We start from the raw sequence: 12,857 nt of genomic DNA, 5'->3' as shown, positions 1-12,857 counted from the left end.
CGCCGCCCTCCCCCGCGCACGGTAATGCGCCGGCTTGGCGGGCAATAGATTCCTCTGGCTGTCGATGAACAGGTCGCGGCGCCCCGGGGGCGCCATGTCCCGGCTTGCTACAGGTCTTCCGCTCCCAGCAGCATTTCGTTGATGCCCTTGCCGGGCTGCACCATCGGGAACACGTTTTCCGTCGGGTCGGTGCGGAAATCCATGAACACGGTGCGATCCTTCAGGCGTCGCGCCTCGCGCAGGGCCGGCTCCACGTCCTGCGGTCGCTCGATCAGCATGCCGACATGGCCGAAGGCCTCCGCCAGCTTGACGAAATTGGGCAGCGCGTCCATGTAGCTGTGGCTGTAGCGGCCCGCGTACTGCAGTTCCTGCCACTGGCGCACCATGCCGAGATAGCGGTTGTTGAGCGAGACGATCTTGATCGGCGTGTTGTACTGCAGGCAGGTGGAGAGTTCCTGGATGCACATCTGCACCGAGCCCTCGCCCGTGACGCAGTACACCTCGCTGTCGGGTCGGGCCAGCTTGATGCCCATGGCGTAGGGAATGCCCACGCCCATGGTGCCCAGGCCGCCGGAGTTGATCCAGCGGCGCGGCTCGTCGAAGTGGTAGTACTGGGCCGCCCACATCTGGTGCTGGCCGACGTCGGAGGTGATGTAGGTATCGACGCCGCGCGTGAGCTGCCACAGCGTCTCGATCACGTGCTGCGGCTTGATCACGTCCTGGTTGGCGCGGTCGTACTTGAGGCAGTCGCGTGCGCGCCAGCCCTCGATGGTCCGCCACCAGTCGGCCAGCGCGGCCTCGCTGGGCCTGCTGTCGCTCTCGCGGATCATGCCGATCAGCTCCGCCAGCACGTCCTTGACGTCGCCCACGATCGGCACGTCGACCTTGACGCGCTTGGAGATGCTGGAGGGGTCGATGTCGATGTGGATGATCTTGCGCTCGTTCTGCGCGAAGTGCCGCGTGTTGCCGATCACCCGGTCGTCGAAGCGCGCGCCCACCGCCAGCAGCACGTCGCAATTCTGCATCGCGTTGTTGGCTTCCCAGGTGCCGTGCATGCCGAGCATGCCGACGAAGCGCCGGTCGGTCGCCGGAAAGGCGCCCAGGCCCATCAGCGTGTGCGTGACCGGGAAATTGAGCAGGTCGACCAGGGTGCGCAGTTCGGCCGAGGCATTCGCCAGCACCACGCCGCCACCGGTGTAGATGTAGGGCCGCCTGGCCTTCAGCAGCAACTGCAGTGCCTTGCGGATCTGGCCGCTGTGCCCCTTGGTGACCGGGTTGTACGAGCGCATCTCGATGTGCTCGGGGTAGCCGTGGTAGAGCGTCTTCTCGAACGAGACGTCCTTCGGGATGTCCACCACCACGGGCCCGGGTCGACCCGAGCGCGCGATGTGGAAGGCCTTCTTCATGACGTCGGCCATCTGGCGCACGTCCTTGACCAGGAAGTTGTGCTTGACCACCGGGCGCGTGATGCCCACGGTGTCGCATTCCTGGAAGGCGTCCTGGCCGATCGCCGCCGTCGGCACCTGGCCGGTGATGATCACCAGCGGGATCGAGTCCATGTAGGCGGTGGCGATGCCGGTCAGGGCATTCGTCACGCCGGGGCCCGAGGTGACGAGCGCCACGCCGACGTCACCGGTGGCGCGCGCGTAGCCGTCGGCCGCGTGCACCGCCGCCTGTTCGTGACGCACCAGCACGTGCTGGATGGTGTCCTGCTTGTAGAACGCGTCGTAGATGTGCAGCACAGCGCCGCCGGGGTAACCCCAGACGTGCTTGACGCCCTCGGCCTGCAGTGCGCGCACCACGATCTCGGCGCCGCGCAATTCCTGCGGAGACTGCGCTGCCTCGCCGCGCGCCGAAGCAGCAGCAGCCGACTTGAGTTCTGCCTTGGAGATTTCCATGTCGATCAACCTTTCGAGAATTTCTCTGACGAAAAACCTTGGGTGCCCCTTGCCAGCCCTCGTGAGGCCGCTTCAGGACTTGAGACCACGCGCCATGGGCGGGACCCGGAATTGCCCGCCGGACGGTGATCCGTTTGCCTTCGAGACTCGGGCCGGCCCATGCCGCTTGCCGCCCTGAGCCTCGCATTATGGCACTTCGCGGGATCTGCCGATGCGCAGCCCGTCACCGCGGCGACGCAGGCACCGATGCCATAATCCCGGGCGCCCCAACGCCGCGGGACGGAGCAGCGCGCGGCCAGTGCAGCGCCTGCCCCGACCACGCCCGCCTGCCGCCTCTGCCCCTCCCTCAAGTCCTTGGCGACCGAATCAGAACTCAGCGACTTCCTGAAGGGCGTCGAGAAGCGGGCCTTCAAGCGCGCCGTCTACCACGTCCGCGACGAGGAGGCGGCGCTGGACATCGTGCAGGACAGCATGATGAAGCTGGCGGAGCACTACGGCGACAAGCCGCTGGCCGAACTGCCGCTGCTGTTCCAGCGCATCCTGTCCAACTGCACGCTCGACTGGTTTCGCCGCCAGAAGACGCGCCATGCCCTGTTCTCGAACCTGAGCGAGTTCGAAACCCATGGCGGCGACGGCAGCGAGGACTTCGACCTGCTGGAAACCCTGGTGGGCAACAGCGGGGCCGGCTTTGGCGAGAGTGCCGAGGATGCGACCCGGCGCAGCCAGATCCTGCAAGCGATCGAGCAGCAGTTGCGGGCCCTGCCGAGCCGTCAACGCGAAGCCTTCCTGCTGCGTTACTGGGAAGAAATGGACGTCGCGGAGACCGCCGCGGTGATGGGCTGCTCGGAAGGCAGCGTCAAGACGCACTGCTCGCGCGCCGTCCACACGCTGGCGCGGGCGCTGCGCGCCAGGGGAATCTGGCCATGAACACGAATCGAGACATGCAACGCGAGCAGATCCTGCAGGAACGCCTGGGCCTGCGGCTGGCGGCGCACCTGGCCGCCGGCGCGAGCGAACTGCCCCACGAAGTCCAGGAACGCCTGCGCGCGGCGCGCGTGCAGGCAGTCGCGCGCCGTCGGCGCGGTCCGGCGCGCGTGGCACCGCGCGCCGTAGCCGCGGCCGCCGAAGTGGTCGACGCGGGCGGCGCAGCCTTGCTGCGGGGCGGCGAGCGGTTCGACCGCATCGGCCGCGTGGCAACGGCAGCGCTGCTGGCGGCGCTTGGGATCGGACTGATGCTGGTGGTCAACCTGCAGGATGAAGACGGGGCGCGCGAGGCGGCCCGCGTCGACCAGGCCCTGCTGACCGACGACCTGCCGCCGCAGGCCTACACCGACCCCGGCTTCCTGCAGTTCCTCAAGACCCGGGGCGACGTCCCGAGCACGACGCCCCGCTAGCAACACCCTGCATGCCGCGCATTCCGGTCGCAACCACCGCTCTCCTGTTGCTGGCCCTGGCCGGCGCTGCGCCGGCGCTGGCACAGGGACGGAATGCGCCTGCGACCAGCGCCGCCGCCGGCAGCCTGCCCTGGTCCGCGCTCACCAGCGAGCAGCGGGCGGCCTTGCGGCCGCTGCGCGACCAGTGGTCCAGCCTGGGCGCCGATGACCAGCGCAAGTGGCTGGCGATGGCGCGGAACTTCAACCAGCTCGCGCCGGACGAGCGCACCACGCTGCAGCGGCGCATGAGCGACTGGGCGCGCCTGAGCCCCGCGCAGCGCGCGCGGGCGCGGCTGAACTTCGGCGAGGCGCGCCGCATTCCGAGCGAGGAAAAGCGGACGCGCTGGGAGGAGTACCAGGCCCTGACGCCGGAACAGCGCGAACAACTCGCACGCGAGCGCCCGAAGCCGCCGGCGGGTGCCGCCCCGGCGCTGCGACCGGCGCCGCCAGGCCAGATCGTGCGCCCGACGGTGCCGCCCGACGAGGCGAACCGGGGCGTGCGCGGCCGGCGCCCGATCAACCGCAACACGCTGCTGCCCAAGCCGCCGCCAGCGGAAAACGGGCGTTGAAGCAAACCACCGCCGTGGCTTCACGCGCAGCGCGGTGTCGCGCGTTCCCGTCCGAGGGGGCGCAGCGACTGGCCAGGGAAATCCCGGCCACGGCGGCCCCGGGCATGGCCTGCTCCACGGCCATCGGACCAGAGCGGTTCCAGACGCCGCGCGTGACGAACGCGGGGCGCTGGTCCACTGAACAAGGGCGACGCACTCCGTGCCCCGGAAGACCCCGGCCACGGGCGCACCGACTGGCCCGCGCAGCGGCCATCGAAGGGGCCCTGCTTCATGCACCGCGGGTGATGCAGTGCATCATGAGAAACTGATGCTGTTTCGCGTTGCACGAGGTGGCCCATGACGCCCGGGCGCGCCAGGGCGACGCATGACGAAGCGGCGCCATTGAGGCGCGCTCATGCATCAACCGTCATTCAAGCGCGAATCCGCATCACGCTCCGTTCCTGTCCCATGAAGCCGTCGCCATCCCGCCCTCAAACCGCCCTGCCCGCGCCCGCCAGCGCCGCCCCGTCGCTGCGGCGCCGCATGGCCTGCTGGCTCTACGAGGGCCTGCTGATGTTCGGTGTGGTGTTCATCGCCGGCTACCTGTTCGGCACGCTGACGCAGACGCGCCACGCGCTGAGCAACCGCCTGGGCCTGCAGTTCTTCGTGTTCCTGGTCTGCGGCGTCTATTTCGTCTGGTTCTGGCACAAGGGACAGACGCTGGCCATGAAGACTTGGCACATCCGCGTGGTCGACCGCGCCGGCCAGCCGCTCACCCAGCCGCGCGCCCTGCTGCGCTACCTGCTTGCCTGGCTCTGGTTCCTGCCGCCCCTGGCCCTGCTCGCGTCAATGCAGGCGGGGGGCGCGGTGGTGGCCCTGCTGCTGCTCGGCTGGGTGCTGGCCTGGGCCTTGCTCAGCCGCCTGCGGCCGGATCGTCAGTTCTGGCACGACGCCTGGGCCGGCACGCGCCTGATCGACGTGCGGCCGCGCCCGCAGGAGGAGTCCGCGTGAGCGTGCGTCCCGACCTGCCGGAGGCGACTCCCGGGTGCCGGACGCGGAGGGCACCGCGATGAGCGACGGCGACCCCCGCAACGACCCGTCCGCCCCGGTGCCCGGCAGCCAGCGCGCGAACCTGGCACGCCTGGGCCCGGCCCTGCAGCACTCGCTGGCAGGCCTGCGCGCCGCCTGGAGCGAAGCGGCGTTTCGCCAGGAAGTGATGGCAGCCGCCGTCCTGGTGCCGCTGGCATTCTGGCTCGGCAGTACCTGGGTCGAGACGGCACTGCTGGCCGGATCGGTGGCCTGGGTGCTGGTGGCCGAGTTGCTCAACAGCGGCATCGAGGCGGCCATCGACCGCATCGGGCCCGAGTGGCACCCGCTGTCCAAGCGCGCCAAGGACCTCGGTTCGGCTGCCGTCCTGCTGGCCCTGCTGCTGGCCGGTGGCATCTGGCTGGCGGCACTGTGGCAGCGCTTCCTGCACTGACCCGACAGGCGCAAGCGCTATGCTCGCGCCTGCGCGACCGGCAGGGCGTGCGACTGCCCCGGCGGCGGTCTCCCGATTGCACGACAAGATGACGAACCAGCACCCCCGTCCCCCCAATTTCTCGATTTGCGTCTACTGCGGCTCGCGCGCCGGCGCCGAGCCCGCGTTCGGGCAGGTGGCAGCCCAGGTCGGACGCTGGATCGGCGAGCGCGGGGGCCAGCTGGTGTATGGCGGTGGACGCAGCGGCCTGATGGGCCAGGTGGCGGACGCCGCGCTGGCGGCGGGCGGCCGCGTGATCGGCGTCATCCCGCAGGCGCTGGTCGAGCGCGAACACGCGCACCGGGGCTGCACCGAGTTGCTGGTGGTGCAAACCATGCACGAGCGCAAGCGCCTGATGGCCGAGCACGCCGATGCCTTCCTGGCCCTGCCGGGCGGCATCGGCACCTTCGAGGAATTCTTCGAGGCCTGGACCTGGCGCCAGCTCGGCTATCACGAGAAGCCGGTCGGCCTGCTCAACCAGGCAGGCTACTACGACGCGATGATCGAATTCCTGCGCCACAGCGTCGATGCCGGCTTCATGGAAGAAGCGCAGCTGCGTATGGTGACCACACACAACCATCCGCATCGCCTGCTGGAAGCGCTGGTGCACGCCGCCGGGTTCCCGACCCCGATGCGGCTCGACGAGATCTGACGCAGCGCCCGTGCGGCAGGCGCAGCGGTGGCGTCCGACTGCCGGATTCGGGTCAGTGCTCGGGCAGGAACAGCTCCTGCACGTCGCTGAGGAAGTCGAAGCCTCGCACCGTCGGCTGCACCCAGTCGCCGCTGCGCACGATCCAGCCGCGCTGCTCGGCGCGCGCCAGCGGTTGCGCCACGCATTCGCGAGGCAGACCGGTGCGGGCGCTGAAATCCTGCAGGCTGAAGCCCTCGCGCAGGCGCAGCGCATTCAGCATGAACTCGAACGGCAGCTCGGCGGCCGCCACCTCGTGCGCCTCGGCCACGGCGTTGCCGGCCAAGGCGCGCTCCATGTAGCTTGCCGGCTGGCGGTGCCGCGCCTGGCGCAGCACGCGGTGCGCGAAGCTGAGCTTGCCGTGCGCGCCGGCACCGATGCCGAGGTAGTCGCCGAACCGCCAGTAGTTCAGGTTGTGGCGGCAGCGCTGGCCGGCGCGCGCGTAGGCCGAGACCTCGTAGCGCTCGAGTCCGGCCGCGCCCGCCAGTTCGGTGATGCGGTCCAGCATGGCCCAGGCCGTGTCATCGCTCGGCAGCCGCGGCGGATGCCGCGCGAACACGGTGTTCGGCTCGATCGTGAGCTGGTAGATCGACAGGTGCGGCGGCGCGAAGCCGAGCGCCGTGCGCAGGTCCTGCTCCAGCGCCGGCACGGTCTGGCCGGGCAGCGCATACATCAGGTCCAGGTTGAAGGTCTCGAAGCTGCGCGCCGCCTCTTCCAGTGCCGCGCGCGCCTGCGCGCCGTCGTGCACGCGACCCAGGGCCTTGAGCCGAGCGTCGTCGAAGCTCTGCACGCCCACCGACAGGCGCGTCACGCCGGCGGCGCGGAAGGCGGCAAAGCGCGTGCGCTCGAAGGTGCCCGGATTCGCCTCCAGCGTGATCTCGCAGCCGGGCTCCAGCGGCAGCCGGGCCCGGATGCCGGCCAGCAGGCGCTCGATCGTCTCGGGAGCGAACAGGCTGGGCGTCCCGCCGCCGATGAACACGCTCACCACGGGCCGCCCCCAGACCAGTGGCAGGCTGGTCTCCAGGTCGGCCAGCAGGGCGTCGGTGTAGCGCCGCTCCTGCGCGGCCGCATCGACGTCGGCGCGCAGCGCGTGCGAATTGAAATCGCAGTAGGGGCACTTCTTCAGGCACCACGGGATGTGCACGTAGAGCGCCAGCGGCGGCGGCGCCGGCAGGCTGAGCGGCCCCGCGCCCATCAACGCCACGACGTCGGCGTCAGGATTCACAGCCAGCGCTCGCGGATCAGCGCCGCCATGGCGGCGGCGGCGCGGCCGCGGTGGCTGTGCGCGTTCTTCACCTCGGGCGGCAGTTCGGCAAAGGTCTTGCCGAAAGCCGGGATGAACATCACCGGATCGAAGCCGAAGCCGTGCTCGCCACGCGGCGCGCGCGTGATCTCGCCCACCACGCGCCCGACCGCGATCAGCGGCTCGGGGTCATCGGGCGTGCGCACCGCGACCAATGTGCTGACCAGCGCGGCCCGGCGCTGGTCGATGCCTTCCATCTGCTCGAGCAGGGCGCGCACGTTGTGGTCGTCGCCCTTGGGGTAGCCGAAGCGCGTGGCATAGAACGCCGTGTCCACGCCCGGCTGGCCGCCGAAGGCGTCGACGCACAGGCCGGCGTCGTCGGCCAGGGCCGGCAGGCCGGAAGCGGCGGCGGCGTGGCGCGCCTTGGCGAGCGCGTTCTCGACGAAGGTGCGAAAGGGCTCGTCGGCCGCGTCGATGCCGAGCTCGGACTGGGGCACCAGCGTCACCGGCAGGTCGGCGAACAGGGCCTGCAACTCGGCCAGCTTGCCCGGGTTGTGCGAAGCCAGGACGATTTTCATCGGGCCATGCCCAGACCCAGCAGGATGGGCCGCCGGACAGCCACCATCAGGCCGCCAGTGCCTGGCGCTGCAGGGCCACCAGCGTGCCGATCCCCTGGCTGGCGAGGTCGAGCAGGCGATCCATTTCGGCTCGCGTGAAGGCGGCGCCCTCGGCCGTGCCCTGGACTTCGACGAAGCCGCCGCTGCCCGTCATCACCACGTTCATGTCGGTGTCGCAGGCGGAGTCCTCGCCGTAATCGAGGTCGAGCATGGGCACGCCGCCGACGATGCCGACCGACACCGCGGCCACCGGCTGCAGGATCGGCGACTGCTCGATCTTGCGCTGCGCCAGCAGCCAGCCGACGGCGTCGTGAGCGGCGACGAAGGCCCCAGTGATGCTGGCCGTGCGCGTACCGCCGTCGGCCTGGATCACGTCGCAGTCGAGTTGCAGCGTGCGCTCGCCCAGCTTTTCGAGGTCGAACACGGCGCGCAGGCTGCGTCCGATCAGGCGCTGGATCTCCTGCGTGCGCCCGCTCTGCTTGCCACGCGCCGCCTCGCGGTCACCGCGCGTGTGCGTGGCGCGCGGCAGCATGCCGTATTCGGCCGTCACCCAGCCCGCGCCCGAGCCGCGGCGGTGCGGCGGCACCTTGTCCTCGACCGAAGCCGTGCACAGCACGCGCGTCTGTCCGAATTCGATCAGCGCCGAGCCTTCGGCATAGGCGGAGTAACGGCGCGTGATGCGCACCGGACGCAGTGCGTCGGCGGCACGCCCGTCGGCGCGTCCACGCGGGGATGATTCAGGAGCTGGAGTCATGGGGAGTTGAAAACCGGGCCACAGCCTGGCACGCCATGGCAGCGGGCACGGCCATCAGCGCCGTGCGGCACTGCGTGAAATCGCTTCGTTGATCTCGGCAATCGAGCGCTCGATCGCCTGGTCGTCCAGTTCCTCGTGCCAAGTGTCAACGTCATCGCCCTGGATGGTAGAGGAAAACCCTTCGTCGTCGAGCAGCGCGGTCTGCGTGAACCCGCTGTCGGCGCGCGCCGGCTCGGGTGTCTCCCATTCCATCGCGAGCGCCGTGACGTTGTCGGAACGCGCGCCGGCATTGCCCAGCGCCTCGTCGACCAGGGCCGGCACGGCTTCGTCGACCGGCCGCGTTGCCAGCGCATCGACAATGATGGCATCGTCCACGCTGTCCCAGAGCCCGTCCGAGCACAATAGCATCCTGTCCCCGGGGCGCAACGGCACCGGCCCGCCCAGGTCGAACATCGGCCGCGCCACCGAGCCCAGGCAGGTGAACAGCACGTTGCGATTGACGGGGCCTGCTCCGTTGCCTTGGCCCTGGGCCTCGCTGTAGGAGTGGTCGCGCGTGCGCGTGAGCAGCTGGCCATCGCGCACCAGGTACAGGCGCGAATCACCGCAGTGCACCCAGTGCAGGATGCCGGCCTGCACCAGGCCGGCCACCACGGTGGTGCGCGGCGTGTCCAGCAGGGCGCGGCTGCTGGCGTAGCGGATGATCTCATGGTGCGCCGCCATCACCGCGGCCGACAGGAAACCACCGGCGTCCGGCAGGCGTGGACGCGCCTGGCGCTGGAACAGCGCGGAAAACGCCTGCAGCGCCGTCTGCGCCGCCACCTCGCCGTCCGGATGCCCGCCCATGCCGTCGGCCAGCACGAACAACCCCGCCTCGCGCGTGTAGCTGTAGCCCATGCGGTCTTCGTTCTTCTCGCGACCGCCGATGCGGCTGAGCTGGTAGATGGAAAATTGCATCCGGGCTGCCTCAGCGCAGGCGCGTGCCGATGCGCGTTGCGCGCTTGAGGTTCTTCTTGGTGTCGGTCAGCATGTTGTCCAGGCCCAGGCGCATGCGTTCGGCCACCGACAGCCGGGTGTAGCGGCGCTCCCCTTCACGCGACAACTCCTTCTGCAGCGCGAACACCGACTGCGGTCGCGACAGGGGATCAAGCGCCATGCACCACTCGACCATCTCGATCAGGCTGTCGGAATAGACGCCGCGCATGCGCGTGAGCGACAGCGACAGGCGGTCCTTGTCGAGGCGCTGCGGCGCATCGTTGGGCGGATAGCCCTGCATGCACGAATAGATGCAGGCGCCAATCGCGTAGATGTCGGTCCAGGGGCCCATGGTGGCGTCGCGCCGATACATCTCGGGCGCCGCAAAACCGGGCGTGTACATCGGTCGGGTGAAGTTGCCTTCCTTGTTCAGGACTTCGCGTGCGGCGCCGAAATCCAGCATCACCGCCCGGTTGTCGTCGGTGATGAAGATGTTGGCGGGCTTGAGGTCCAGGTGCAGCATCTTGTGCTGGTGCACCACGCGCAGGCCGCGCAGGATCTCGTCGAACAGCGATCGGATGGTCGATTCGCGAAATACCTTGTCCTTCTTGCGCTCGCGCGCCGTGACGATGAAGTCCTGCAGGGTGGCGCCCTCCAGGTGGTTCATCACCATGTAGACGGTCTCGTTCTGGCGGAAGAAATTCAGCACGCTGACCACCGAGGCGTGCGAGATCTGCGCCAGCGAGCGCCCCTCCTCGAAGAAGCTCTTCAGTCCGAGCCGGTACAGCGACAGCTTCTCCGGCGCCACCTGGGGCACCAGTTCGCCCGGCGCGCGCGTGGTCAGGGCGGCGGGCAGGTACTCCTTGATCGCCACCTGCTGGCCGCTGGCGTCCTGCGCCAGGTAAACCATGCCAAAACCGCCTCCTGCGAGCTTGCGCAGCACGCGATAACCACCGATCACCGTGTCGGGTGGCAAGGGCGCCGGCTTCACTTTTGACATAATTTGCAACGCTTGTCGAACTCCTGCCCAGCCGCGCCCCAAAATTGGCAGACGCGGCCTGGCAACGCCCGGTCAGGCCAGGCACCGAGGAATTTGTAATGTCAGTTTACAGTATGACCGGCTACGCCAGCGGCCGGAAAGCCGCCTCGGACAACGGCCCGGAGCGCATGGCGTGGAAGACTGCGCGCGCCGGCCTGGCGCTGGAGTTGCGTTCGGTCAACAATCGCTTCCTGGATCTCTCGTTTCGCCTGCCGGACGAGCTGCGCGCGCAGGAGCCGGCGCTGCGCAGCCTGCTCGATCAACGCCTCAGGCGCGGCAAGGTGGAATTGCGCGTGACCCTCGAAGGGCGCGATGCCGGTGCGCTGGGCGACCCCCCGGCCGCCCTGCTGCAACGTCTGGCGGGCCTGCAGGACAAGGTGCACGCATGGCTGCCCGACGCGCCCGGACTTCCGGTGGCCGAGGTGCTGCGGCTGGCCGCGGCCACCGCTCCGCGCGCCGACGACAGCGAGGTCGCGCGCGAGTTGCTGGCGCTGGCGCAAACCGTGCTCGAGGACCTGTTGGCGGCGCGCGCCCGCGAAGGCGAGCGCCTGCGCGCCTTGCTGCTCGAGCGGATCACCGGGCTGCGCGCGCTGACCGCGCAGGCCGAGCCGCTGGTGCCGCAGGTCGTGCAGGCGCAGAAGCAGCGCTTCGTCGACCGCTGGAACGAGGCCCTGGCCGCCGCCGAAGCCCCGGCTCCGGCCGCGGCGACCGAGGAACGCGCGCTTGCCGAGGCCACGGCCTTTGCCATCCGCATCGACGTGGCGGAAGAACTCGGGCGCCTGGCCGCGCACCTGGACGAAATCGAGCGCGTGCTGACCCAGGGCGGCGAGATCGGCAAGCGGCTCGACTTCCTGATCCAGGAGCTGCACCGGGAGGCCAACACCCTGGGCTCGAAGTCGGCCGCGCTCGAACTCTCGCGCATCGGCGTCGACATGAAGGTGCTGATCGAGCAGATGCGCGAGCAGGTGCAGAATATCGAATAGGGCTGCAGGCCCCGCGCGCCTGCTCAGCGGTTCACGTCGACCACGACGCGGCCACGCACCTGGCCGGCCAGCAGGCGCGGCGCCACCTCGGTCGCCTCGGCCAGCCCGATCGTGGTGGTGTTGCCTGCCAGCAACGCGGCCGGCAGTTCGGCCGCCAGGCGCCGCCAGGCCTCGACGCGCCGGGCGTACGGTGCCATCACGCTGTCGACGCCCGCCAGCGTCACGCCACGCAGGATGAAGGGCGCCACCGTGGCCGGGAAATCCATGCCCTGCGCCAGGCCGCAGGCCGCCACCACGCCGCCGTAGCGGACGCTGGCGCAGACGTTGGCCAGCGTGTGGCTGCCCACGCTGTCCACCGCCGCCGCCCAGCGCTCCTTCTGCAGCGGCTTGCCCGGTGCATTCAGCGTGGCGCGATCGACCAGCTCGCTCGCCCCCAGGGCCTTCAGGTGCTCGGCCTCGTTCAGCCGCCCGGTCGAAGCGTGGACGGTGAAGCCCAGGCGCGCGAGGATGGCGATCGCGATCGAACCGACGCCGCCGTTGGCGCCGGTCACCAGCACCGGGCCGCCTTCGGGCGTCACCCCTTGCTCCTGCAGGCGCATCACGCACAGCATGGCGGTGTAGCCGGCGGTGCCGATCGCCATCGCCTGCTCGGCCGTCATGCCGGTCGGCAGCGGCACCAGCCAGTCGGCCCTGACGCGGGCCTTCTGCGCCAGGCCACCCCAGTGCGTCTCGCCCACGCCCCAGCCGTTGAGCAGCACGGCATCGCCCTTCTTGTAGCGCAGGTCGCTGGACTCGAGCACGCTGCCGGCGAAATCGATGCCCGGCACCATCGGCCACGTGCGCACCACCGGCGCCTTGCCGGTGATGGCCAGCGCGTCCTTGTAGTTGAGCGTCGAATGGCTGACCCGCACCAGCACGTCGCCCTCGGGCAGCCGGGCCTCGTCGAGCTCGGTGATGGCGGCCTGCGGTTGCGGCGTGTCGGTCTTGGTCAGCAACAGGGCTTTGAACACGGTGGGACTCCTTGCATCGGGGATTGAGCCCGGACCCCCTGCACGGCGTGCCCGTGGCCGGGGGCGTCTGCCGCACGCCGGCGACCGCCCCAGGCCCGGACGGGAAATCCGGGTTGATCGACAATCTTAGTCGCCCGCGCCCGAGCCCGACTC

The 12,857-nt window shown here is 69.9% G+C and carries 14 protein-coding genes; 7 read left to right on the top strand and 7 right to left on the bottom strand.

Going from position 1 to position 12,857, the window contains the following annotated elements:
- Nucleotides 1-107: 107 nt before the first annotated feature.
- A complete protein-coding gene (locus tag PKA16_RS02400) occupies nt 108-1,898 on the bottom strand; it encodes an acetolactate synthase 3 catalytic subunit (RefSeq protein ID WP_324400021.1) in 1,791 nt (596 codons plus the stop codon).
- Between the two features lie 354 nt (nt 1,899-2,252).
- Here PKA16_RS02400 and PKA16_RS02395 point away from each other — a divergent pair, with 354 nt between their 5' ends.
- From PKA16_RS02395 to PKA16_RS02370, 6 genes are all read left to right on the top strand, one after another.
- Nucleotides 2,253-2,825 carry an RNA polymerase sigma factor gene (locus tag PKA16_RS02395; protein ID WP_324400019.1) on the top strand — a complete coding sequence of 191 codons (573 nt, stop codon included), beginning with the start codon at nt 2,253-2,255 and terminating at the stop codon, nt 2,823-2,825.
- A complete protein-coding gene (locus PKA16_RS02390; RefSeq protein WP_324400018.1) occupies nt 2,822-3,292 on the top strand; it encodes a DUF3619 family protein in 471 nt (156 codons plus the stop codon). The genes PKA16_RS02395 and PKA16_RS02390 overlap by 4 nt, the downstream gene beginning before the upstream one ends.
- An 11-nt stretch (nt 3,293-3,303) precedes the next feature.
- The gene (locus tag PKA16_RS02385; protein ID WP_324400016.1) at nt 3,304-3,900 is read left to right on the top strand and encodes a DUF3106 domain-containing protein; all 597 of its coding nucleotides are present in this window, start codon (nt 3,304-3,306) and stop codon (nt 3,898-3,900) included.
- Nucleotides 3,901-4,347: 447 nt separating this feature from the next.
- Nucleotides 4,348-4,890 carry an RDD family protein gene (locus PKA16_RS02380; RefSeq protein WP_324400014.1) on the top strand — a complete coding sequence of 181 codons (543 nt, stop codon included), beginning with the start codon at nt 4,348-4,350 and terminating at the stop codon, nt 4,888-4,890.
- A 58-nt stretch (nt 4,891-4,948) separates the two neighbouring features.
- Nucleotides 4,949-5,359 carry a diacylglycerol kinase gene (locus PKA16_RS02375; RefSeq protein WP_324400012.1) on the top strand — a complete coding sequence of 137 codons (411 nt, stop codon included), beginning with the start codon at nt 4,949-4,951 and terminating at the stop codon, nt 5,357-5,359.
- Between the two features lie 88 nt (nt 5,360-5,447).
- Nucleotides 5,448-6,050 (top strand): TIGR00730 family Rossman fold protein, encoded by a 603-nt coding sequence (locus tag PKA16_RS02370; protein ID WP_324400010.1) that lies wholly within the window; start codon nt 5,448-5,450, stop codon nt 6,048-6,050.
- Nucleotides 6,051-6,102: 52 nt separating this feature from the next.
- Here PKA16_RS02370 and hemW read toward each other — a convergent pair whose 3' ends face one another.
- The 5 genes from hemW to PKA16_RS02345 are packed head-to-tail and all read right to left on the bottom strand — an operon-like array spanning nt 6,103 to nt 10,672.
- Complete coding sequence (hemW, locus tag PKA16_RS02365; RefSeq protein ID WP_324400065.1) at nt 6,103-7,281, bottom strand: radical SAM family heme chaperone HemW; 1,179 nt, start codon at nt 7,279-7,281, stop codon at nt 6,103-6,105.
- A 26-nt stretch (nt 7,282-7,307) separates the two neighbouring features.
- Complete coding sequence (gene rdgB / locus PKA16_RS02360) at nt 7,308-7,907, bottom strand: RdgB/HAM1 family non-canonical purine NTP pyrophosphatase (RefSeq protein ID WP_324400008.1); 600 nt, start codon at nt 7,905-7,907, stop codon at nt 7,308-7,310.
- 46 nt (nt 7,908-7,953) lie between these two features.
- Nucleotides 7,954-8,700, bottom strand: coding sequence for a ribonuclease PH (gene rph, locus PKA16_RS02355; RefSeq protein ID WP_324400006.1), 747 nt, complete (start codon nt 8,698-8,700; stop codon nt 7,954-7,956).
- Nucleotides 8,701-8,754: 54 nt separating this feature from the next.
- Nucleotides 8,755-9,654, bottom strand: a complete 900-nt coding sequence (locus tag PKA16_RS02350; protein WP_324400005.1) for a PP2C family serine/threonine-protein phosphatase — start codon at nt 9,652-9,654, stop codon at nt 8,755-8,757.
- Nucleotides 9,655-9,664: 10 nt separating this feature from the next.
- Complete coding sequence (locus tag PKA16_RS02345) at nt 9,665-10,672, bottom strand: serine/threonine-protein kinase (RefSeq protein ID WP_324400003.1); 1,008 nt, start codon at nt 10,670-10,672, stop codon at nt 9,665-9,667.
- Between the two features lie 98 nt (nt 10,673-10,770).
- Here PKA16_RS02345 and PKA16_RS02340 point away from each other — a divergent pair, with 98 nt between their 5' ends.
- Nucleotides 10,771-11,694: a YicC/YloC family endoribonuclease gene (locus PKA16_RS02340; RefSeq protein WP_324400001.1), complete on the top strand. Its 924-nt coding sequence runs from the start codon at nt 10,771-10,773 to the stop codon at nt 11,692-11,694.
- Nucleotides 11,695-11,717: 23 nt separating this feature from the next.
- Here PKA16_RS02340 and PKA16_RS02335 read toward each other — a convergent pair whose 3' ends face one another.
- Nucleotides 11,718-12,704, bottom strand: a complete 987-nt coding sequence (locus tag PKA16_RS02335; protein ID WP_324399999.1) for an MDR family oxidoreductase — start codon at nt 12,702-12,704, stop codon at nt 11,718-11,720.
- Nucleotides 12,705-12,857 lie beyond the last annotated feature (153 nt).

Source organism: Ottowia sp. (genome assembly GCF_035325765.1).
Classification (GTDB): domain Bacteria; phylum Pseudomonadota; class Gammaproteobacteria; order Burkholderiales; family Burkholderiaceae_C; genus Ottowia.
Note: the sequence above shows the minus strand (reverse complement) of the source record. Positions and strands in the feature narration are given on the sequence as shown.